This window comes from Longitalea arenae (assembly GCF_016924755.1).
In the GTDB taxonomy this organism is placed as follows: domain Bacteria; phylum Bacteroidota; class Bacteroidia; order Chitinophagales; family Chitinophagaceae; genus Niastella; species Niastella arenae.
Map to the genome: position 1 here is coordinate 802,851 of NZ_JAFFJX010000002.1, position 24,271 is coordinate 827,121.

General features: G+C 47.2%; 15 protein-coding genes. 11 read left to right on the plus strand and 4 right to left on the minus strand.

Translation table 11 applies throughout. The features are described 5' to 3' along the window. The first annotated feature begins 66 nt into the window (after positions 1-66). The 8 genes from JT717_RS08010 to JT717_RS08045 all read left to right on the plus strand — a co-directional run bounded on the left by JT717_RS08010 (position 67) and on the right by JT717_RS08045 (position 13,965). On the plus strand, positions 67-1,071 hold the full coding sequence (locus JT717_RS08010) for a FecR family protein (protein ID WP_205509677.1): 1,005 nt from the start codon (positions 67-69) through the stop codon (positions 1,069-1,071). A gap of 58 nt (positions 1,072-1,129) precedes the next feature. Continuing rightward, complete coding sequence (locus tag JT717_RS08015; protein ID WP_205509678.1) at positions 1,130-4,291, plus strand: TonB-dependent receptor; 3,162 nt, start codon at positions 1,130-1,132, stop codon at positions 4,289-4,291. A 34-nt stretch (positions 4,292-4,325) separates the two neighbouring features. Continuing rightward, positions 4,326-5,051: a hypothetical protein gene (locus tag JT717_RS08020; protein ID WP_205509679.1), complete on the plus strand. Its 726-nt coding sequence runs from the start codon at positions 4,326-4,328 to the stop codon at positions 5,049-5,051. 20 nt (positions 5,052-5,071) lie between these two features. After that, positions 5,072-7,756 (plus strand): MBG domain-containing protein, encoded by a 2,685-nt coding sequence (locus JT717_RS08025; protein ID WP_205509680.1) that lies wholly within the window; start codon positions 5,072-5,074, stop codon positions 7,754-7,756. 69 nt (positions 7,757-7,825) lie between these two features. Next, positions 7,826-8,935, plus strand: a complete 1,110-nt coding sequence (porV, locus tag JT717_RS08030; protein ID WP_205509681.1) for a type IX secretion system outer membrane channel protein PorV — start codon at positions 7,826-7,828, stop codon at positions 8,933-8,935. A 593-nt stretch (positions 8,936-9,528) separates the two neighbouring features. Beyond that, on the plus strand, positions 9,529-10,890 hold the full coding sequence (locus tag JT717_RS08035; RefSeq protein ID WP_205509682.1) for a beta-helix domain-containing protein: 1,362 nt from the start codon (positions 9,529-9,531) through the stop codon (positions 10,888-10,890). Positions 10,891-11,017: 127 nt separating this feature from the next. Beyond that, positions 11,018-12,439, plus strand: coding sequence for a T9SS type A sorting domain-containing protein (locus JT717_RS08040; RefSeq protein WP_205509683.1), 1,422 nt, complete (start codon positions 11,018-11,020; stop codon positions 12,437-12,439). Between the two features lie 221 nt (positions 12,440-12,660). Next, positions 12,661-13,965 (plus strand): S41 family peptidase, encoded by a 1,305-nt coding sequence (locus JT717_RS08045; RefSeq protein ID WP_205509684.1) that lies wholly within the window; start codon positions 12,661-12,663, stop codon positions 13,963-13,965. A gap of 64 nt (positions 13,966-14,029) precedes the next feature. Here JT717_RS08045 and leuB read toward each other — a convergent pair whose 3' ends face one another. From leuB to leuC, 4 genes are all read right to left on the minus strand, one after another. After that, positions 14,030-15,103, minus strand: a complete 1,074-nt coding sequence (gene leuB, locus JT717_RS08050) for a 3-isopropylmalate dehydrogenase (RefSeq protein WP_205509685.1) — start codon at positions 15,101-15,103, stop codon at positions 14,030-14,032. 154 nt (positions 15,104-15,257) lie between these two features. Then, positions 15,258-16,751 carry a hydroxymethylglutaryl-CoA lyase-like TIM-barrel protein gene (locus JT717_RS08055; RefSeq protein ID WP_240347885.1) on the minus strand — a complete coding sequence of 498 codons (1,494 nt, stop codon included), beginning with the start codon at positions 16,749-16,751 and terminating at the stop codon, positions 15,258-15,260. A gap of 105 nt (positions 16,752-16,856) precedes the next feature. Beyond that, the gene (leuD, locus tag JT717_RS08060) at positions 16,857-17,450 is read right to left on the minus strand and encodes a 3-isopropylmalate dehydratase small subunit (protein WP_205509687.1); all 594 of its coding nucleotides are present in this window, start codon (positions 17,448-17,450) and stop codon (positions 16,857-16,859) included. Positions 17,451-17,609: 159 nt separating this feature from the next. Further along, positions 17,610-19,013, minus strand: coding sequence for a 3-isopropylmalate dehydratase large subunit (leuC, locus tag JT717_RS08065; RefSeq protein WP_205509688.1), 1,404 nt, complete (start codon positions 19,011-19,013; stop codon positions 17,610-17,612). Between the two features lie 347 nt (positions 19,014-19,360). On the opposite strand from leuC, the gene JT717_RS08070 reads away from it, so the two are divergent. From JT717_RS08070 to JT717_RS08080, 3 genes are all read left to right on the plus strand, one after another. Then, positions 19,361-21,751 carry a glycoside hydrolase family 3 N-terminal domain-containing protein gene (locus JT717_RS08070; protein WP_205509689.1) on the plus strand — a complete coding sequence of 797 codons (2,391 nt, stop codon included), beginning with the start codon at positions 19,361-19,363 and terminating at the stop codon, positions 21,749-21,751. A gap of 403 nt (positions 21,752-22,154) precedes the next feature. Beyond that, complete coding sequence (locus JT717_RS08075) at positions 22,155-23,555, plus strand: hypothetical protein (RefSeq protein WP_205509690.1); 1,401 nt, start codon at positions 22,155-22,157, stop codon at positions 23,553-23,555. 190 nt (positions 23,556-23,745) lie between these two features. Continuing rightward, the gene (locus JT717_RS08080) at positions 23,746-24,201 is read left to right on the plus strand and encodes a NanQ anomerase/TabA/YiaL family protein (RefSeq protein ID WP_205509691.1); all 456 of its coding nucleotides are present in this window, start codon (positions 23,746-23,748) and stop codon (positions 24,199-24,201) included. The last annotated feature ends 70 nt before the right edge of the window (positions 24,202-24,271 follow it).

Consider the following 24,271-nt stretch of genomic DNA (forward strand, 5'->3'; position numbering starts at 1 on the left):
TGGCTTAACATTATGGTAATATACAAGCCATGGTACTATTTGCCGGCCGTGTTATTACTATGATGTATGAAACAAAGCCCCATGTCCGTTGAATCATTGATTCAGCGGTTCAGGAACAATGAATGCACCCCCGAGGAAATTGAACTGCTGCAGCAATGGATCGCCCAGCTCGACATTGCTGATGATGCTGCGGAATTGTCGCCAGCGCAACTGGATGCGGTCAGGAACCGCATGTACCGGCAACTGACGCACCAACCACCTGTTATGCCCAACCGGCACCGGCTGCCTTATCGCCGCCTGCTCGTGGCTGCCAGCTGGCTGGTGCTTGCTCTATCGGTTACTATAGTATGGTATTTTAATCGTCCCCTGACTGTTAGTCATCAACTCGCCCAATCGCTGCCCACCGTTATTGAGAACAATCATCCCGGCATCAGGCGCATTACCCTGCCCGACGGTTCCCAGGTATGCCTGAACATGCATTCCCGCCTCGAATTTGATCCCCAACAATTCAATCGTAAAGAACGCCTGGTGAAATTATCCGGTGAAGGCTTCTTTGAAGTAGTAAGTCTGCCCCTGAACGCGTCCACCGGCGGAGGTAAAAAACCTTTCATTGTAGAAACCGGTAGTTTGCGTACCCGCGTATTGGGTACCGCTTTCAATATTGAAGCTTATGCGCAGGAATCGGAAGTGCGTGTATCCCTCGTACATGGCAAGATCGCCCTCGATGATACTGCTACCGATCAAACTACCGTGCTTTCACCCAATCAGGCAGTACGGTACTCAAAGCAAACCCAGTCCTGGCAGGTATTACCTGTAGAAGCTGCCAATGTTGCCTTGTGGACAAAAGGCTACCTGGTATTCAATGAGGTTCCGCTGCAGGAAGCGCTTGAACGCATTAGTAAAAGATATCAAATAACCATTGAGTATGATCAGGCGCTGCTACAGAATAAACGTATCACGGCCAGCTTCCATAACAGCAACTTACCAACTGTGCTCACGAATATTCTTTTTGTACATGACCTGCTTTATAAAAATGCAGGTGGGAAGCTGGTTATAGTAAAGAAGGTATAGTCGCATAACGCACAAACTCTATATAAACATTAAAGCCATTCAGAACAAGCATCGTGACATGAATAAATCAACCCGTATACTAACCGTTTTTGTTTTTTTCTTATCAATCCTGTCCTCAAAAGCACAGGTTATTACATTAAAGGAAAAGATCTCTATTTCATTAAGAAACACTACTGCTGCGCAGGTGGTGGAGGAATTGGATAAACGCAGCAATTATACCTTTTCGTACACCCGCGATCAATTGGAAAGAATACATATTAGGTCTTTCGTTTTTGAGAATATCAGCCTGGGCAATGCCCTGGAAAACCTGCAACGACTCGCTGATCTTGAATTCAACCTGCTGGGGAATACAATTGCTGTAAAGATCAACACAATACCTGCAGCGCTTCCTTCATCAACAGCGAATCCCAAACCCGGAAAGATCACTGGCGTTATTCGTAACGAAAAGAACGAAGTAATGCCAGGCGTGACCATAACGGTAGAATCGGCAGATAAGGGCACCACCACGGCCGTTAATGGCGATTATGTATTGTCGTTGCCGCCCGGTAACTACACCTTAAAGTTCTCTTTTGTAGGGTATCAGTCCCGCCGGATAACAGATGCCGAAGTAAAGGAGGGAGAGGTCACCGATCTCAGTATTGTACTTTCCGCCGCTTCAAAGCAAATGCAGGCCGTAGTGGTAACTGGTGGCGCCCGCCGCGAAAGCACCCGTTCTTTATTGATGGCCCAAAAGAACAGCGCCGGTATGACAAACGGGATCAGTGCCGAACAGATCCGTGTTACAGCCGATAACAATACCGCGCAGGTCTTAAAACGGGTGAGCGGTATTACCGTACAGGGCGACCGGTTCGTGACCATCCGCGGTGTGAGCGATCGCTATAATAACGTATTGATCAATGGCTCTTCATTACCCAGTACAGAACCGAACAGAAGAAATTTCAGTTTCGACATAGTTCCCAGCTCTCTGGTAGATAACGTTATTGTAAATAAGACCGCTACCCCCGATCTGTCCGGTGAATTCACGGGTGGAATGGTACAGATCAATACCACTGATGTACCCTTTCGCAATTTTTTAAATCTGGGCATTGGAACCGGCTTTAATACCGCCAGCACCGGCAAGAACTTCATTAGTCATAAACGCGATAAAAGAGCTGCATTAGGGATCATAGATGAAGACCGGAAATGGTTTGGCGATGGCCGGGTATTCGATCAGCAGCAATATGTAAAATACCATGGCAACCGCGATACAGCCGCTATGCGGAATATCGGCAAACAGATACCCAATCGCTGGCAAACGTACCAGTACCAATACCGTCCCATGCAGAACTACCAGCTCTCGGGCGGCTTACACAAAAAAGTGTCAGAAAACAGCACCATTGGCGCCGTGGCGGCGCTTACCTATCGCAATGAAATGCTGTATGAAGAAGGGGAGGCCCGCAGTTTGCAGAATTACGATTACAATACCGGGCGTAACCGCTATAACACCACCATCGGTGGTATCCTGAATGTGGCCTTTAAATCGAAAGGACATAAACTCGCCCTGAAGAATTTATACAATAACAGGTACAGCAACCAGTACGACGACCGCTATGGATACCAGATCAGCAATTCGGGTTTCGAGAACCGTACCGGCGAAACTACACTCGCCAACCGCATGATCCAAAGCCGGGTAGAAGGGGAGCATAGTTTGTTCGACGCGAAGATCCGGGTTGACTGGTACGGGGATTATATTACGATGAAACGCGAACAACCCGACGGTCGTTACCTGGTTGGCCGCGATGCCGACTCAGGCAGGCATACCTACCTCTACAATTTTGGCGAACGCAATTTGTTCTGGGGCGGATTATATTCTGCTACGCTCGATGAAAAAAGAATCAACTATGGCGGTAACCTAAGTATACCCTTTACAGTGGCAAATGCAAAGCAGACATTTAAAGCCGGTTATGCCTATTCGAAAAGGGAGGCGGACTATGACGCTACCGGCCTGCGGATCATTTCCACGGACGTCGATTTTGAAAAGAACCACCGAGGCCTGCCTTATTACAGCATCGTTACGCGCGAAGCCATTGCCGATGGCAGCCTGATCTACGTGCCCACTTATATCCGGTCTGAAAGCACCGGTGACCGCTACAACGGTGAACAGCTGCTGAATGCAGGCTACGCTATGCTTGACCTGAAATTATTAAAACAGCTGCGATTGGTGGGTGGCATGCGATACGAGCACAATAAGGTTACCATGTCAACCGAAACCTACAATACCGATGGCTTTCCGGTCTTCAGCGATTCTGTATATACCGAGAAGGACTGGCTTCCTTCCGTTAATCTCATCTACAGTATCACCGATAAACTGAACATCCGGGCCGCTTACAGCAAAACACTGGCAAGGCCCGATTTTGTAGAACGGTCGCCCTATGTGTATTTCGACTTTGTAGAGCAGCTGCAGGTCACCGGTCAGAAAGCCTTGCAGGTAACCCGCATCAGGAATTATGATCTCAGGGTTGAATATTATCCAAGCGGTAATGAGATCCTGTCTGCTTCTGTATTCTACAAAGACTTCGATAAACCGGTAGAGCGCTTTTACATTCTGGGAAGCCCCAATAACCTGGTTGAATACTGGAACCTGTACAGCGCCACCGCCAAAGGGATTGAGGCGGAGATCAGGAAATCATTGTCGTTTATTGCGCCGGGTTCCAGGTGGTTGCAAAACCTCACTTTCAGCGCCAATGCCACTTACCTGGAAGGAGAAATAAAATACCTCGTTACCAAAAGTCCTTTTACCCAAAAAGACACCAGTTATATTGATAACGGCAGCCGGCCTATCCAGGGGCTGTCGCCTTACATCATTAACACCGGTTTAAATTATCAATCGAAGAACTGGGGCTTTAATGTGGCATATAACCGCTTCGGCCGCCGCATTATAAATGGAGGAACCAACCCACGCATCATTCAATATGAAAATCCAAGAGATGTGGTAGATATACAGATAAGCACACAATTGATGAAGCAGAAGGCGGAGCTCAGGTTCAATATTTCGGATCTGCTGAATCAGTATACCATCTATTATAGCAATAATATCAAATATGCAGAAGGCGGTGGTCATCCAACAGAGAAAGACAATCATGACCCCAAAGGATCGGCTTATAATGAAGCGCTTGATTTTGCGACCTACAAGGTAAAGAAGGGAACCAGTTTCAGCATAAGCCTCACTTATAAATTGTAACCATTTACAGGATTTATCTTTAAATGATATAGTAATGCGTCCACTTTTTTTTCTGAACAAAATGGCCTTATCGGCGATGCTCATCTTTGCTTTACTGATCACCAGCTGCTCCAAAAATGAGCGGGCCATTGAAGAAACCAGTTATACCACCCTTGAATTAAAGGCCATAACGGTTGATCCCCTGCTGCTGCAGTTTACGGTTGATGAAACAGCCCTGGATCATTTGCTGGCAACACCAAGTGCAAGCACCAGCCTGCCGGTTAAATACATGAACCCCACGCACCGTTTCCGGGTAGTGGATCAATATAGTAATACATTATTGGCCGATACGACGGTCGATTATAAAGCCGGCGAAAAGAACACCATCACTTTTTTTCAGCCGGTAGCCGGTGGCATGCTGGTCTTGATCGGACCGCCGGTCAATGAACCGCCGCCGGCAGCAGAAAAGAAAAAGATCTCCATTGTATATTCTTTACCTGAAGTTCCTGAGCGGGTAAAAGTGGTTGTGGATAACAGTGTAAGCGGTAATTCAGGTGCTGATTATGCGCCATCAGACAGCTTTTCTTTGAAAAGAGGGGAGTTCTCGCCTTACTTCTGGAGCTGGAACAACAGGAAGCCGAAGCTAAGGATCTATGATGCCAACAATAGCCTGATCTTACAGGTTAATAACAGCCAGTTTGCAGAGGCCATTGCAGATTTCTCCATTTTCAGTTTTTCAGGTATTTCCGCCGGTTCCGTATCTCTTACCAAACTTTATTAATTCCATTAATTGTCATAAAAATGAAGTCTGTTTATACGCTTTTCATTGTATTATTCATTACCCAGCTCTCTTTTGGCCAGGTTGCCCTTACCCCTGTGATCTTTCCAAAATATATACAGGGAGCCGGTACCAATTCGGCTAAAGTGCCTTTTGTGTGCCGGGTTACCATTACCGGGTTGAACGCCAATACCACTTACCGGTATTACAACAGGTTTGTTTCCACTTTTACTGATCCCGGCAATGGGGAAGGCGTGTATTATCTGATAAAGCCGAATGGTACTTTATTCAGGGCATCGTTCCCCAGCTTATCAGGCGTCAGTAATAATGCCGGTGTGCTTACTACCGATGGTTCCGGTTCCTATACCGGCTGGTTTATTGCCGAGCCGGGTGCAGGCGCGGCATCTATTTTTGTACCTGATACCGAGATCTATTTCCGCATCATCCTGAACGATGGCACCAGTTCATCTTCGCCTGTTCACCGGCCTACCGTTAATATTCCCGTTAAAGTGATCGATTTTGGCAGTGGCGCCACCCAGGGAACTGCTATACGCAGCTCAGCGGTAACCGGTGGTACGGCCAAAAACTTCGTATTTCTATGGGATGTTGCTGATCCTGCAGGCGCACAGCCAGTATCCGGAACTTATGTAGAAGCAGATGAAATCGATAACAGCACTACGTTGGGATTTGCATCTTTTTATGCCGATCATGTAAATAATAAAGCGCAAACATGGGGTACCATCATTCCTAATAACCTGCCCAACGGCATCAAAAGGATCAATCAATACAGCGTAACCGGTGCCGTTGAAACTGGTTATAAAATTTCTTCCAATAGCGAATGGCCGGTGGAAGGTGGTGGTAAAGCCAGTACCGTTAATCCGAACGGCGGATCTGCCAATGTCATTGTCTTGAATGGTGCGGTTGCCAGGCTCGATGGCGCCAATGTGAAAACCGATCAAACCATTACATTTAACGCCCTGGCGCCGAAAACTTACGGCGACGATAACTTTGATCCGGGAGCAACTACGACTGCAGGTATCCCGGTAACTTATGCAAGCGACAATGCAGCTGTAGCCGGTATTGTAACCGTAAATAACCAGCAACTGGTTGCCATCAAAGGGGCAGGTACCGCCAATATTACTGCCATTCAGCCAGGTGATGATTTCTTTAATGCCGCCAGCCAGAAAGTGGAACCATTCACTGTTAATAAGGCAGCGCTTACGGTAACGGCCGATGATCACCAGATCCTGCAGGGCGATCCAATTCCAACACTTAGCTTAACGTATTCAGGATTTAAAAATGGTGACGATGCAGCAGATCTCAGCACCCTGCCGGTGGCCACTACAAGCGCCAACCAATCATCACCACCTGCTGTTTACGATATCATTCCGGATGGCGGGTCTGCGGCCAATTATACTTTCCATTATGTATCGGGCAAACTGACAATAGTACCGTCGAAACAGGCGCAAACAATCAATTTTGCGCCCATTCCTGACAAAACCTATGGCGACCTGGCTTTTGATCCGGGTGCCACTGCGCAATCGGGCTTGCCTGTTAAATATGTGAGCAGCAATACGGCCGTAGCCGACACGGCAGATGGCAAGATCGTGATCAAAGGCGTTGGAACGACTACCATTACCGCCAAACAGGATGGTAATAGCGGCTGGCTGGCAGCACCCGACGCAAGTGTGTTGCTTACGGTTCATAAAGCTACATTGACCATTACCGCAGAAAACAAAACGCGGAATGTAGGTGAGCCCAATCCAGCCTTTACCCTACGCTATTCCGGATTTGTTTATGGCGAAACCCCTGCCGTGCTCACTGCACAGCCGGTAGCTGCCACCACTGCCACTGCCGCTATGCCTGCCGGAAAATATAAAATTACCGTTAGCGGCGCTGCTGCTGATAATTATACTATTCAGTATGTTGATGGTGAATTAACCATAGATCCGCTGGCAGTTCAAACAATTTCATTTACTGCTTTTCCAGAAAAAAAATACGGGGATGCGAATTTCAAGCTCAATGCTTCAGCCAGCAGCGGTTTGCCGCTAAGCTTTAGCAGCAGTAATCCGGCAGTTGCAATGATCAGGAACGATTCGCTGATCATGCTGACAGCAGGGACCAGTATTATCACTGCTTCCCAGGCCGGTAATGCCATCTGGGGGCCTGCCAGTGCGTCGCAAACCCTTACCGTGCAAAAGGCCCGGCTTATTATAAAAGCCGATACTGTAATTAAAAAAGAAGGGCAAGCAGTTCCTGCACTTACTGTAACCTATAGCGGTTTTGTAAAGAACGAAGATTCTACTGTACTGACCACATTGCCCACAGTTACAACCACTGCCAGCACTCATTCCGTGCCCGGTAATTATCCAATAACGGTAAGCGGCGCCGCTGCCGTCAATTATTCGATCGCGCAGTTGAACGGTGTTGTTATTGTATTGCCCATGCAGGGCGCCGTACAGGATAATTTGTTTGCCTATATGAACAGGCCCGGGCAATTGCAGGTAAATGTGTTCGCTGCAGACGGAGGCAAAGGAGTTATCCAGGTATTTGACCTGAACGGTACCAGGCTGGTCAATGTAAATGTTACGCTTGTAAAAGGCAATAATACATTTCATGTGCCGGTTGGTAATGTGGCGCCCGGAATATATAATGTACGGGTAACCGTAGCCGGTGTATTACTGAAAACGAAACTGATCATACAATAGATCCAGGCACCTGTTCACTGAATCGTCTAACGAATCAAACAAAGAATTAATTATCCAAAACTTTTTGTGATGAAGATGTTTTTTCAATCCGCTCCTTCTCTGCTGCTGATCTTAATTACTGGCGGATCATTGTCGCTACGCGCCCAGGAAAACAGCACTATTAATATAACCACTACTGCAGTTCCTTTTTTACGCATTTCACCAGATGCCCGTAGTGGGGGCATTGGGGATGCAGGTATCGCTATAAGTGCCGACGCTAACAGCGTTTTTTATAACCAGGCTAAACTGCCCTTTGCCAAAAACAGGTCGGGTGTTTCGGCTACCTATACGCCCTGGCTAAAGGAAGTGGCAGACAATATGTATCTCGCTACCCTGGCCGGGTATCACCAGCTTGATGAGTTGCAAACCGTTTCGGCTTCGTTGCGTTACTTTAATGCAGGCGATATTGCGATGACAGATTATAACGGGAACAAACTGCAAACTGTTCAACCCCGTGAATTTGCTTTCGACCTCGGATACAGCAGAAAGTTATCTGATAAATTTGGCATAGGCGCTGCACTGCGCTATATCTCGTCCAAGCTCGTTACCGGCAGTTTCAATGGCGTGAACTACAAAGCAGGCAATGCCTTTGCGGCCGACCTTTCTGTTTTTTACAATGGGGTTGCTGAAAACGATCGTGGCTGGAGGGCCGGATTATCTTTGTCGAACCTGGGATCCAGGATCGGGTATACAGACGATTCCAATAATAAAGATTTTTTACCGGCCAGCCTCGGTCTTGGCGCTTCTTATACAGAGGTATGGGACGAAGATAACAAAATGACCTTCGCACTGCAGGCAGATAAATTACTGGTGCCAAAAATCCCTGAAACAACAGCGTCCATGCCCGCTTACCGCGATAAAAGCGTAGTAGGAAGCTGGTTCGATTCGTTTGATAATGGCGCCCTGCAACTGGCCTTTGGCGCTGAATACGGGTTTAAAGACCAGCTATTTCTGCGCATAGGATACAATAGCAAGTCCTATTCCTACGGCAACTGGCAATATGTAACGGCCGGCGCAGGGGTAACATTCAGTATGGCAACGGTTAATTTTTCTTACCTCGTTCCTGCTGGTGACAAAGTAAACAGAAACCCCTTAAGCAATACAGTGCGCTTAGGCCTGGTGTTTGGTATAAACAAATAGTTGTATACTCTTTGAAGAAATTCGGATCAAAAAAATGAAAAAGCAAGCCGTTACCTTTTGAAAATATAGCTGAATGGCAGCTGCCTTTGTAAAAACAAGGGCAGACTGCCGGCCGGCAGCCTTCCAGCCAACATTTTCTCTTTCCTGTAAGAAACTGCACGATTTGAATTTTTTTGAATGAATGAGCCGCATCGATCAACACCGTAGAACGGGATCTGCAGTGTCGTTTGTAATTGAGTTGCCAATTTCCGATGATCCTGTTCAGGTCTGATCCAAAACTGTTAATTATATTTTATAACTATTGAGAAATAACCGCATAAAACGGTTAATGGACATGTATTGCCTGCATGTATGGATGCGCAATGTAGTTACCTTAATGAACACACGCCATATTAACAGAACAATAACTAATTGCTAATTCGATTGTGAAGTGTTTTTTTGATAGCGTGGATGATTATTTTTACATAGAGATCATGGTTAAACGAAAAGTGTTGACAGTATTTTTCTCCAACTCAAAGCACCAATAAATCAGTAAAAGATTACCTGTTTCATATACCATTTTCAGTAATTGTTTAAACCAAATTAAATTAATCATGAAAAGACTTATCCTGAGCATGGCAGTGCTCGCTTTAGCCGCGGCTGCTTGTAAGAAGAACGGAGCCGAAAAAGGTTTTGATCCCCGCAGCACCTTTGCTGGTCCTTATGCTGACACCATCACGTTGCCTTTGACCATCACAACAGACACAGAGCTGGATCCCAGCATCCTGTGGGTATTGGATGGCAAGACCTATGTAACCAACGGCGCCACCCTGATCGTGCCTGAAGGAACCCGCGTTGAAGCAAAGAAAAAATCAACCAACGATTCAGCTTCAGCGTTGATCATTACCCGTGGCAGCCAGCTGTTTGCCGTAGGTAATGCACAAAATCCTGTTGTTTTCACATCACACGAAGCTAATCCTGCCAGTGGCGACTGGGGTGGTATCGTGTTGTTGGGAAATGCACCTTTGAACAGAGCTGATGCAACCATCGAAGGTATCAACCTGCCTAGCGTTCCTGCTGGTGTAGATATCAACTACGGTGGCGGTGCTGCAGGTCAGGGCGACGTTAACCATAAAGCTGGTGAACTGCAATTTGTGCGTATCGAGTATGCTGGTGCTGCTATTGCAACTGATAATGAACTGAACGGTTTGACTTGCGGTGGCGTAGGTGCTGGTACTGTACTGGATCATATCGAAGTTGCCTATGGTAACGACGACGCATTCGAGTTCTTTGGCGGTACAGTAAATGCCAAATACCTGTTCGCGCTGGCTCCGGATGATGATGCATTCGATTTCGATTTCGGTTACAGAGGTCATATTCAATATGCCGTTTCTGTACTGGATCCTAACGAAACCTATTCAGCCAATCCGAACGGTATTGAAAGTGATAACAACGGAACAGGTGCAGCTGATCAGCCTTACACCAATCCGTATATCTCTAATATGACTGTGATCGGTTGGTCAAATGCCATTTCTGGTACATTAAGCGCTGCTCACTTCCGCAGACACAGCCTGTATGATGTGCGCAACTCTGTTTTCATTGGTTTCCCAAGAGGTATCAGACTGGAGTCTACACCTACCATCAACCACGCCAGCCATTTTTCTCATAACATAGTGCATGCTTTCAATGCATCACAAGTGCTTGATCCGGTAACTGCTCCTTTCGGCGCTGGCATCTTTACATCAACTGCATCTAATTCAAATGCTGATGTAGTATTGAACAATCCATTTAACCTGTCCAGCCCCGATTTCAGAATTGTAGCTGGTTCAAATGCCGCTACGCTGGGAACAGACTTTACCGGTTTAGACGGTTATCCTGGTTTCTTCACTGCTACCAGCTATCGCGGTGCTTTTGACGTAGTGGCTGCAGGCAACACCAACAACTGGTTAGCCGGCTGGGCCAAATACGATTATTAATCATTATCCATTTCATCATTCATGAAACAGGTAATTTTTTAAATATGCCGGGTATCCTTGCAAAAGGATGTCCGGCATTTTAATTCGGTATAATGATACTCGCAGATTCAACTATTAAAAAAAATTTATGAAACTGAAATTTATCGTATTAGTATCGTTGCTGATCTCCACTGTGTCAGGCTTCGCACAGTCACTCACTGAAGTATATTTCCCTCAATATATCCAGGGCGCCGGTACTTTCAATGCAGGCGACGACCGCAAAGTACCCTTTGTTTGCCGCATGACGGTAAGCGGTTTAACACCCAATGCCACCTACCGTTACTATAACCGCTTTGTAGCCGATCCGGCAAGCGCCAGTATCGGTGAAGGGGCTTACATCCTGGTAAAAGACAGCGGCGATTTTGTACGGGTAACTGCCGCCTCGCTCGCGACCACTGGCCGTTATGGCACATTCACAACAGATTCCAGCGGTGCTTACACAGGCTGGTTCGCCAATGAAGTCAGTTCCGTAGGACTCTTCACGCCTGGCAATAACATTTATTTCCGCCTGGTCCTGAATAATGGTAACAATGGTATTACCGTTGCGCACCGCATCACTGCATCCAGTCCCGTTAAAGTAATCAATTTTGGTACTGATACAACAGCTGGTACCGGCATCCGTTGCACCCCATTGCGCAATGGCAGCCCCAAACAATTTATTCTCTTATATGATAACCTGTTCGCACAGGGCCGCCCGGTAAGCGGAACTTTTATTGAAAGCGATGGAACCGATAACAGCATTGCCAACGGGTATGCTCCTTTCTACGCCGATAGTGTAAACGGGATCCACAAAGCATGGGGTACGATCATTCCCAACACCTTATCGAATGGTATCCTGCACATTGCCCAGCGTTCACTGAACGGCAGCCTGAACCGCCTTTATCTCTCATTTAATGGTAAATGGCCCGGACAAAACTTTTCATCCATTGATACAAAGAATACCAGCGGTGGTTTGGATAAGGTATTGGTGATCGATGGCAACAGATTGTTCATCATTAACCTGTGGCTGAATGGCGAAGCAACGGATGAAGATCTGATCACCATGGAATGGAATACGCCTGACGAAGCCAATGCACGCGAATACGTTGTGGAAAGATCAACCGACGGTGGCAAAACATTTGCGCCTATCAGCAAACTGACAGCCGGAAGTGCAAAACCTTTCTATCAGCTTAGCGACAAACGTTCTGAAACAACTTCATACTATCGCGTAACCCTGCTGGGCAGGGATGGTGCTAAAGTAACCAGTGATGTACTGGCTGTTAAAGGGGTTATCAAATTGAACGTATATCCCAACCCGGTTCAAAACCAACTGATCATGAAGCATCCGCTTGCTGAAGCCGGTACTACCGTACAGTTAGTATCGATCGATGGCCGCCAACTGTTCACGCAAAACGTTCAACAGGGCGCTGTACAAACAACTATCAACGTGAGCAGGCTGATCCCTGGCAATTACATGGTAGTATTTAACATGAACGGCCAGCGTCAAAGCAGATCATTTATTAAAAAATAGGGTTATTTAAAATGCAAAAGGGCATTCCGCGGGCAGGCGGGATACCCTTTGCTTAGTAATTGTTTAAAACCGTTACAAAAATGAATTTTTCACCCTTAACAAAAAAATAAAAATAAAATAAAGGCCGAAGCGCATGATCGGTAAACGTGTACAGCCGGAACCTGGCAGTAACCGCCTTTCCGCATGAACTGTTTCTGCCTTCAGCCAAAGAATTGATACCAATGACTATAGGAAAATTAGTTGTATACCTACTGCTTTCACTGGCATTATTGCCCGGGCCTGCCTGTACCAAAAAAGACCTGGCCTGGCAACCAACCGATTCATTGGGTACATTGAACAAATGGATCTACGACAGTATGCAGTTATATTATTATTGGAGCGCCGCGATGCCGGCGCATCCGGATTACAGTTTGCCTGCAGCACAGTTCTTTAAACAGCTCTTGTCGCCTAAAGACCGGTTTTCCTGGATCAGTAACCGAAACGGGATTGCTTCACCTAAAACAAGCGCCGAACGCTATGGCTTTCACTATACCCTGGCGCCACATCCCTTTGACCCGCAAAAATTGGTGGGCGTTATTACCTGCGTAGTGCCGGGCAGTAATGTCAGCAACAGGGGATTTAAACGGGGCATGTTATTTACTGCGGTTAATGACAAAATTATCACGCCTGAAAATCGCGAGGCTGTAACGACTGCTTTGATGGCTGAATCGGCCATATTGCAGCTGGCTGCTTTTAATAATGACCAGAGCGCCCTGATGGATTCCGCCAGGGTAGGGGTTCAAAGCAGCTTTGTTCCTCAAAAAAGCGTGTATGCAACTAAAGTTTTTGAAAGGAACGGGAAGAAAACCGGGTACCTGGCCTATTTCCTGTGCGCCGATAAAGATGACGGTATCTTGTTAGCAGGTTTGCAGAAATTAAAGCAGCAAGCTGTTTCTGAATGTATCCTCGACCTGCGGTATAATCCAGGTGGCAGTGTAGCCGCTGCCACCAAACTGGCAGCCATGCTCGTTAGCCCGTTTAACCCAAACAATATATTCATCACCTATCGCGGCAACAAACATGGAGGCTCTGTGCGACAATCTTTCCAGGACGCCATTGCCTTTTCCGGTAATACCAGTGGTAAAAATATGAGCGATCTGCAGGCGCGTAATCTTTCATTGTCGAGGGTATTTATACTTACATCTCCTGCAACAGCTTCCGCGGCAGAATTATTAGCGCATAATCTCGCGCCCTATATTACTGTCATCCGTATTGGAGAAACGACCCTGGGTAAAGACGAGGCGGCATTTCCGATTGAAGATAAGCGAAGTCCCCGGCAGGTTGAATGGCTGATCATGCCTACCGTATATAAAATTGCCGACGGCCTGGGCCGGGGAGGCTATGATGCCGGCCTGGCGCCTGATCACCGGGTTGTTGAGACCAGCCGGTTACCACTATCACCGATCGGTGAACCAGGCGACCTGCCGGTAAATAAAGCACTTGAATTGATCTATGGTGCTACAGCCGTAAATGTGGTGACCCTCTGAGAAAAAAAAAAAGAGCCGCCTTACGGCAGCCCTTACTTAAAAGCGTGCTTGATGTACACAGCGTTTATAAAAATTTCAGCACTTCTTCGCCAATAGCGTCTGTGCCTAAGATCTTGCTGGCAGGTGTTTGTGCATCGGCAATATCCCGGGTGCGGAAACCTGCTTTTAATACTTTATCAACTGCATTGATCACCGCTTCTGATTCAGCTTTCATACCGAATGAGATATCCAGCAATAAAGCAGCCGATAAAATCGATGCCAGCGGGTTGGCTACGCCTTTACCGGTAATATCATGCGCGGAACCGTGAATGGGTTCGTATACGCCGGTGCCATCACCGATTGAAGCGGAGGCCAGCATTCCCATGGAGCCTGCGATCTGCGATGCTTCATCGGTGAGAATGTCCCCAAACAGGTTGGCAGTTACCACCACATCGAAACGGCGGGGATCTTTAATGAGCAACATGGCAGTGGCATCAACAAATTGATGTTCTACTTCCACATCAGGATATTCTTTGGCTACTTTTTGGATCACTTCGCGCCACAGGCGGCTTGTTTCAATAACATTGGCTTTATCAACCGAGCAGAGTTTCTTTCTTCTCGTGCGGGCCGCTTCAAACGCTTTGCGGGCAATACGTTCTACTTCAAAACGGCTATATTCCGCTACATCGTAAGCTGTATCGCCATTGTTCTTTCTGCCTTTCTCGCCAAAATAAATGTCCCCGGTAAGTTCGCGGAAGAACAGGATATCGGCGCCTTTTAAGATCTCCGGTTTGATGCTGGAAGCGCCCAACAGCTCATCGAATAACTTAATAGGGCGCAGGTTGGCATACAAGCCCAGCTCTTTACGCATTTTCAACAGGCCCTGTTCTGGACGAACTTTCGCAGAAGGATCGTTGTCATACTTGGGATGCCCCACCGCGCCAAATAACACGGCGTCTGATTTGCGCATTTTCTCCAGCGATTCGTCCGGCAGGGGATTACCGGTTGCTTCAATGGCCACATGGCCTATCAATGCTTCGTCGTATGTAAAGGTGTGTCCGAATTTTGCAGCGATCTTATCCAACACTTTTTTACCAACTGCAGTTACTTCCTGGCCAATGCCGTCGCCGGGGACGATGAGAATGTGCTTAGTTGCCATGCTTGACTTTAAAATTAGTTTTTACTAAGAATTATGAGTATCAAATTAGGAACGCGTTACCGGTTTCAGGTTACAAGTTACAGGGCTTTTGAATATTGCCGAGGCCACCAGTTAAAAAGGCCCCGGTAACCGGCAACTGGTAACCGGTAACTATTTAAATAAGATTCAACATCTTTTGAGTAGCCTTTATCGCCGCTACCGTTTGGTCGCTGTCGAGACCGCGGGTTTTGAATTCTTTTCCGTTAAAGCTCCAGGTGATAACGGTTTCGCAAAGGGCATCCGTTTTACCACCGGGCGGAATGCGCACGGCATAATCCGTTAATACCGGCAGTTCCTGTTTCAGCTTTTTATAAACCTTCTTCAGCGCATTCATGAAAGCATCGTATTGGCCATCGCCCTGCGCATGCTCTTCATGTAATTCGCTGTTGATCGATATTTTCAAAGTGGCTGAAGGATGAAGGCTTTTGGTGTGGGTGAGCACGTAATTGTCAATCCGCACTTTATCCTGGATATTCTTACTGTCGATCACATCGGAGATGATGTATGGCAGATCGGCCTGGGTAACCACTTCTTTCTTGTCGCCCAGCTCAATGATCCGCTGGGTAACTTTCTTGAGATCCGGTTCACTCAACTGAATGCCCAGTTGCGCCAGGTTATTTTCAATATTGGCCTTTCCACTGGTTTTGCCCAGGGCATAACGCCGCTGGCGGCCAAAACGTTCCGGCATCAGGTCGCTGAAATAAAGTTTGTTCTTTTTGTCGCCATCGGCATGAATACCCGCTGTTTGGGTGAACACGTTTTCACCTACCACCGGTTTGTTAACGGGGATGCGGAAACCGGAAAATGTTTCTACCAGTTTACTTACCCGGTACAAAGACGCTTCCTGTACTGAGGTCTTTACATCAGGCAGAAAATCGTTCAGCACGGCTACCGCACTGGCAAGGGGTGCATTACCCGCTCTTTCACCCATACCATTGATGGTAAGGTGAATGCCTTTGGCGCCGGCTTTTACACCTTCGAGCACATTGGCTGTGCCCAGGTCGTAATCATTATGTGCATGAAAATCAAAATGCAGGTCGGGATAGCGTTTTACAATAGCCGAAATGTATTCAGTTACTTCCGACGGCGTCAGAATGCCAAGCGTATCTGGCAGCATGACGCGTTTTACCGGCAGCTTTTGAATGAAATCGAGGTACTGGAACACATATTCTTTTGAGTGGCGCATGCCATTGCTCCAGTCTTCAAGATATACATTGACCTCGATGCCCTTTTTCCTTGCGAGTTTAATTACATCGGTAATTTCGGCAAAATGCTGTTCGGGTTTTTTCTTTAACTGGTGGGTGAGGTGATTCAGCGAACCCTTGGTAAGCAGGTTCATCACTTTGGCGCCGGCCTGCTGCATCCATTGAATAGATACATCGCCATCAACAAAAGTGAGCACTTCTACCTGGTTCAAAAAGCCATTGGCTTTTGCCCATTTTGTAATGGCCTTTACTGCTTCAAATTCACCTTCGCTTACCCGGGCAGAAGCAATTTCAATGCGGTCTACCTTCACTTCTGTCAACAGCAGTTGGGCAATAGTTAGTTTTTCGGTGGGGGAGAACGACACGCCGCTGGTTTGTTCGCCATCGCGGAGTGTGGTATCCATAATCTCTATGTGTCGCTGGTCACCAGACATAACCTATTCAAATTTCAAATCACAAATTCCAGGAGCCAACCTGTTTGGAACCTGGAATTTGCATTTGGGTGCTTATTAGTAGATGCTTTTTTCGGCGAATGACCTGATCTCGGATTTCAGGCTTTGCAGGTAATCGATATCATCGAAGCCATTCATCATATTGTGCTTTTTATAGCCATTGATCTCGAAAGTTTCAGAAGCACCGCCGACGATAGAGATCTTCTGTTCGGGAAGGTTTACTTCGAGCTCAGTTTTAGGATTGGCTTCTATGGCCTTGAAGATCTGATCGAGGAAGGATTCGCTTACCTGTACCGGTAATATACCAATGTTCAGGGAGTTGTTCTTGAAGATGTCGGCAAAGAAACTGCTCACCACACAGCGGAAACCATAATCATAAATGGCCCAGGCTGCGTGCTCACGGCTGCTGCCGCTTCCGAAGTTTTTACCACCTACCAGTATTTTGCCGGAATAGATGGGATTATTCAAAACAAAATCTTTTTTGGGGGTGCCATCGGCTTCAAAACGCCAGTCGCGGAACAGGTTATCACCAAATCCCTTGCGCTCGGTGGCTTTCAGGAATCGGGCCGGAATGATCTGATCGGTATCTACGTTCTCGATGGGCATCGGTACCGCGGTACTTCTTAATATTGTGAACTTATCGTAAGCCATTGTTTTGTTAGTCGTTTGTTGTTTGAGGTTTGTTGTTAGTGTTTATGGTTTATTGTTTTTAGTTTCTGGTTGTCCTCTTCAAACAGCCGTTGGTCTTCTATTACTCAGGGATGCGAGCATTAAAACCATAAACTATAAACCAAAAACAAAAAACTGATTTTAAATGAGTTCTCTCGGATCCGTTACAAATCCCGTAACCGCAGCGGCTGCAGCTACCAGCGGGCTTGCCAGCATGGTTCTGGCGCCGGGGCCCTGGCGGCCTTCAAAATTGCGGTTGCTGGTGCTAACTGCATATTTACCGGCTGGGATCTTGTCGTCATTCATCGCCAGGCAGGCTGAACAACCGGGTTGACGCAACTGGAATCCTGCTTCCAGCAAAAGATCCAGGATACCTTCTTCCTTGATCTGTTGTTCAACGATGTGTGAACCCGGCACGATCCAGGCAGTCACATGGTCGGCCTTTTTACGGCCTTTGATCACAGAAGCAAAGGCACGGAAATCCTCAATACGGCCATTGGTACAGCTGCCAATGAACACATAATCTACCTTTTTACCGATCATGCTTTCCTGCTCGTGGAAATCCATATAGGCTAAGGACTTGTCAAAGCTTGCTTTGCCACTGCCAATTTCTTCGGCAGTCGGGATCTTCTTGGTAATACCGATACCCATACCCGGATTGGTTCCGTAAGTGATCATGGGTTCTATATCAGCAGCGTTGAACTCATATTCTTTATCGAAGAATGCACCTTCATCGCTTTTCAGCGTTTTCCAGTAAGCCAGCGCTTTTTCCCAGGCTTCACCTTTAGGCGCTTTCTCCCGGCCTTTGATGTAGTTAAAAGTTGTTTCATCAGGAGCAACCATACCACCGCGGGCGCCCATTTCAATACTCATGTTGCACACGGTCATACGGCCTTCCATGCTCATATTCTCGAACACATCACCGGCAAATTCAACAAAATAACCGGTAGCGCCGGCTGCTGTGAGCTTCGAGATGATATACAGCACCACGTCTTTGGGCGTAATGCCTTTACCCAGTTTGCCGTTCACTTTGATCCGCATTTTCTTCGGGCGGGGCTGCATGATACACTGGCTGGAAAGCACCATCTCCACTTCAGAGGTACCGATCCCAAAGGCAATAGCGCCAAAAGCGCCATGGGTAGAAGTATGCGAATCACCGCATACGATGGTCATACCCGGCAGGGTAATGCCATTCTCGGGTCCCACAACGTGCACAATACCATTTTTGGGATTGCCCAGTCCCCAGTGTGAAATACCATATTTAGCCGAGTTGCTTTCCAGGGCTTTCAGCTGGTTGGCCGACAGGGGATCCTGAACGGGCAGGTGCTGGTTAATGGTGGGGGTATTATGATCGGCTGTCGCGAAGGTCTTCTCCGGGAACATCACTTTCAATCCCCGGCTTTCCAGGCCCAAAAATGCTACCGGGCTGGTTACCTCGTGAATAAAATGCCGGTCAATAAACAACACATCAGGGCCATCTTCAATATGCCTGACCACATGCGAATCCCATACTTTGTCGAATAATGCAGCGGGGGTTTTGCTCATTTTATATAATTTAAATCAAGTTGCAAAATTCTTAAAATATCGTCAGATTATAAGGGTTTTATGTGTATTTTTTCTAATAGTCGCGTTAAAAATGAAAAAACATCAAATTCTGAGTGAATCTGTTGCGATTTCTTCAATTAATCTGCTAATTACATGAAAATGAGAAAACTTCCAACCTGTACCAGGCTGGTTCCCGATGGAAGCAATTTCAATTTTTTTCCTACCTTCAGCCTCTTCTAAGCATTCCCCCAACCAAATTTCATGAAGTACCGCGTGTAAGTTCTCATCCCGTTTACCGGTTTGAAACTGCATGAACATTTGTCTTATCTAAAATTCAACTGTTTACAATGAAATTTGCTACGTTCCTCTCTTTCTGTCTGTTCTGTTGTTTTTGCCATTTATATGCGCAACAACCTGCTTACAAAGATGCCAAACAACCAGTGGCCAAACGGGTGGCCGATCTGCTCAGCCGCATGACGCTGGACGAAAAAGTGGCCCAGCTGCAAACCATGCATGCCGGGCGGCCTAAACTGGACGATAAGCTGTTCAGCAATACCGCCAAACTCGACTCTTTATATAAGAATGGCATGGGCATGATCAATCCCGCTTTTGATGAGACCATGGATGTTACTATAGCTGCGCGTAACCGGCTGCAGGAATATCTGCGTACGAAGACCAGGCTGGGCATTCCCATCATTTTTATCGATGAAGCGCATCATGGACTGGTTCAGCGCCAGGTAGATGTGTTTCCCCATGGCATTGGTTTATCCTGCTCCTGGGATGTAAACCTGCTGGAAAAGATCTATACACATGCCGCCAAACAGGCGCGGGTTCGCGGAACCAGCCTCGTACTGTCGCCCGTAGTGGATGTCACCCGTGACCCCCGCTGGGGCCGCACTGGGGAAACCCTGGGCGAAGACCCTTATTTATGTGGTATCCTGGGCAGCGCCATCGTACGCGGGTTCCAGGGCAGTAATAACGGCTCCATTGCCCCCGGCCATGTAGCTGCCACCCTGAAGCATTTTACCGGCCACGGCCAGTCAGAGAGCGGCAGCAACCAGGCGCCCGCCAACTACTCGCAACGGGTGATCAGGGAAGCCCATATGGAACCATTCCGCCTCTGCGTCAAATACGCCAATCCAGCCGCTATCATGGCTTCTTATAATGAGATAGACGGTTTGCCTTCACACGGTAATAAATGGTTGCTGAAAGATGTATTGCGCAAAGAGTGGAATTATAATGGTATCGTGGTCAGCGACTGGTTCGGCATCGATCAGTTGTGGAACAAACATTTTATTGCCACCGATCAGAAAGAAGCAGCGCTGAAAGCTTTCCAGGCCGGGGTAACCACCGATCTGCCTTATGGCGTCAATTACCGCCACCTGGGTACCCTGGTTAAAGAGAACAAGATCAACACCAAAACGCTCGACAGCGCCGTTGCCAAAATACTGGAGCTGAAATTCAGGCTTGGCCTCTTCGATGATCAGCAACCTATTGACCTGGAAAAAGCCAAAGAGAACGCGGCCGGTACGGAAGGCCGCCAGCTGGCCCTGAAAATAGCCGAAGAATCGATGGTCTTATTAAAGAATACACCCTTTGGCAATGGCAACGCCAATCTGCTGCCCTTGAAAAAAGACCAGTATAAGAAGATCGCCGTGGTTGGTCCTATGGCCGCTGTCAATTACCTGGGCGATTACTCGGGGCTGCCGAGCAAGAATGTTTCCCTGCTGGAAGGGATCACGAATAAAGTAGCAGGCAGTGCCGAAGTGCTGTATGCAAAAGGCTGCCTTATTACAAAAAATGGCGATAGCATCAGTCAGAATAACTACCAGTACATCGACACCATCATTTTTCCAACCGCGGCAGAAAACGCCCAGCTGATCGATGAAGCGGTTAAAACCGCGCAACAGGCCGATATAGTAATAGTAGCAGTAGGAGAGAACGAGCAGTTGTCTCGAGAAGCCTGGGGCCCCAATCATTTTGGCGATATGGCCGATCTGCGCCTGCAAAGCCAGCAGGAAGACCTGGTAAAAGCGATGGTGGCTACCGGTAAGCCGGTAGTGGTGTATTTAACGCATGGCCGTCCGCTCGCCATTCCCTGGGTTGCACAAAACGCGCATGCCATTGTAGATGGCTGGTTCATGGGCGAAGAAGCCGGCAATGCCTTCGCCAATATCCTGTTTGGCGACGTCAATCCTTCGGGCAAACTGACGATCACCTATCCCAAATCAACCGGACAGGTGCCTGTTTTTTATAATCACAAACCCAGCGCCCGGTATTTTAATTATGTGGCTGAAGATAAAATGCCCCTGTATCCGTTTGGGCACGGGCTCAGCTATACCACCTTTAGTTACTCGAAACCGCGGGTAAAAATGGCTACAGGCGCCCAGGCCAAAAAGACCAGCCTGGCCTCGGTGGAACCAGCCGGAAATCAGGTGTACGGTACCGTGGAAGTAGATGTAACCAATAGCGGGAGCATGGCAGGGGATGAGATCGTACAGTTGTACATTCGCCAGAAAGTAAGCAGTGCCACCCGCCCCGTAAAAGAGTTAAAGGATTTTACGCGTATTTCGCTTGAACCCGGACAAACCAAAACGGTTTCCTTTACCATTGACGCCGGCAAACTCGCCTTCTGGAATGCCGACATGCAATATGCAGTAGAAACCGGCATATTTGAATGTATGGTAGGCCGCAGTTCAACCGACCTGCAAAAGGTTGAATTGAAAGTAGGTAAGTAACCCGCTAACCTAAGAAGAACAAGTTCTGCCCCGGCCTCCCAGCCGGGGCTTTTTTCGTTCGGATGAACAGCATGTAAGAAATTATGAACTACAAAAAATAATAATTACATTTGTTCACCCTCTTTCGTTTGCTTTGCTAAATGACCAATGCTCAGGTCTTTATTGGGCAGCTCGATTGTTTGTCATCCCTGAAAAGAATCACTCCTTACAATTTTGTTATAATACCACTTTCTCATGCGCTTTTAATTGTCGCGGGTAAGCGATATAAGTTCCCGTTCCTATATTCGCGGTCCGAAAAACCGCAGAGGTTGACCATGCCACGGTGCTGAGCTTATCGAGCGAAAAAGCGTGACAGGGTTTTCATCCTATATTCGCGGTCGGAAAAAACCTAAAGAAACTTACCATGAGAACAGTCTGTATGGCGATTACCGCTTCCCTTTTGTTATCCACGATAGCCCATGCTCAGGTGCAACAAGGTGAAGCCGGAAGTACAACACCCGCAGCACCAGCACAGCCGGCTCCCGAAAAAGACGCTTTAAAATTCAATCTCAATTCCGATGGAAGCCGTTTCTTCCAGTTCACGGTAATGAACCAGACCTGGGTGCGGTTCAATGAAAGCAATCCGGGTACCCTGGTAGAAAATAAGCCCAAAGACAATACATTCGACATTGGTTTGCGCAGAACACGCTTTCAGGCCTTTGGACAACTCACCGATAAAGTATTTATATATTTTCAATTCGGCCTCAACAACTTCAACAGCCAGTTCAATACCGGTGGCAATCGCAAGCTGCATGCGTTCTTTCATGATGCCCTGGGTGAATATAAAATATCAAAAGGCAACCAGCTGAAAATGGGCGCCGGATTGACCATTGCCAATGGTTTATCCCGCTTTTCCCAACCCAGCGTCAGCAGCATTATGACCATGGATGTGCCGGTATTTGCGCAGTCAACCGTTGATCAAACGGATGAGTTCAGCCGCAAGCTGAGTATTTATGCAAGAGGCCAGGTAGGTAAGTTCGATTACCGCTTCGTGCTGAGCGATCCTTTCCCGATTGCATCGGCAGGACAAAACGGTCCCACCTCCCCGCAAGATTTTTCTACCTTCTCTCATTATGGGCACACCCTCCAGCAACAAGGTTATATCATTTACCAGTTCTTTGACCATGAAAACCACACCACGCCATATATGACCGGCACTTATCTGGGCAAGAAAAAGATCTTTAACATTGCAGTGGGTGGTATTTTTCAAAAAGACGCCATGTGGAAGTACGGAATGGGCGATACCGTGTACCAGGATCTGAAATTGTTTGCCGTAGAAAGCTTTCTCGATATGCCTTTAAGCCCCAAACAGGATGCGATCTCCGCCTATGCCGGGTTCTTCAATACCGATTATGGCACGAACTATTTACGGTATAATGGTTCTATGAACCCCGCCAATGGCAGATCCCCGCTTCCCATGAATTATATTACCGGTCAGGGCCCAACCTGGGGTAATTCCTATCCCATGTTTGGCACCGGCCAGGTCGTTTATACGCAGCTGGGTTACCTCTTGCCTGAAAACTTCCTGAAAAGCAAAAGCCGCTTCATGCCTTATGCCACGTTCACGACTGCGCGATTTGATGCACTGAACGATAAGGAGATGAACGTATACAATGCCGGTATCAACTGCCTGATCAATGGCCATAAATCAAAGTTCACGCTCGACTGGCAGAACCGGCCCACTTATGAGGTCAACCAAACCGGTGAAGTGGTAAAAGGCGTGCGGAAGAACAGCATTGTATTGCAGTACCAGGTGTTCTTTTAGAAAAACAGCAATAAAATAAAACCCTGTAATAAGGGGAATAAAGTGGGTAGTAAGCAGCAAGCAGCTGGCAGGGGCTTCACGGAGAAAACTTCCCACCAGCCACTTGCTGCTGGCTACTCGCTTTTCTTACTATTGGCTCCTCACTTTTTTATGTATCTTGCCTGTCATTTTAATTCCATAATTAAAGCCAATGATCATCGATCTGCTGTCAAATGCACACTTGTATTACAACCAGGGACCCTTGTTTAAAAAAGCGTTTGAATACCTTGCCCACACCGATCTTTCAAAAGTAGAAAAAGGGAAGTATGAGCTGGATGGTGACAAACTGTTTGCCATCGTGAATGAATACGACACCATTTCGCCGGATAATGAGCAGATGGAATCGCATAAAAAGTATATCGACATTCAATATATTGTTGCTGGCGCTGAACGCATCGGTCATGACTTCTTAAAGGAACAAACACCTTCTAAGGCCTACGATTCCGAAAAGGATTTTATGTTGTGGGGGCAAAAACCATCCTTTTTCTCTGTCTTACAGCAGGGCATGTTCGCGGTTTTCTTCCCGCATGATCTGCATATGCCGAATATCTTTATTGATAGTCCTTCTTATGTTAAGAAAGTTGTGATTAAGGTGAGTGTTGGTTGAAACGAATTATGAGTCACCAGTTACCAGTTACCGGTTACCAGTTGCAGCCTGCTGCAAACGAATTGGACCT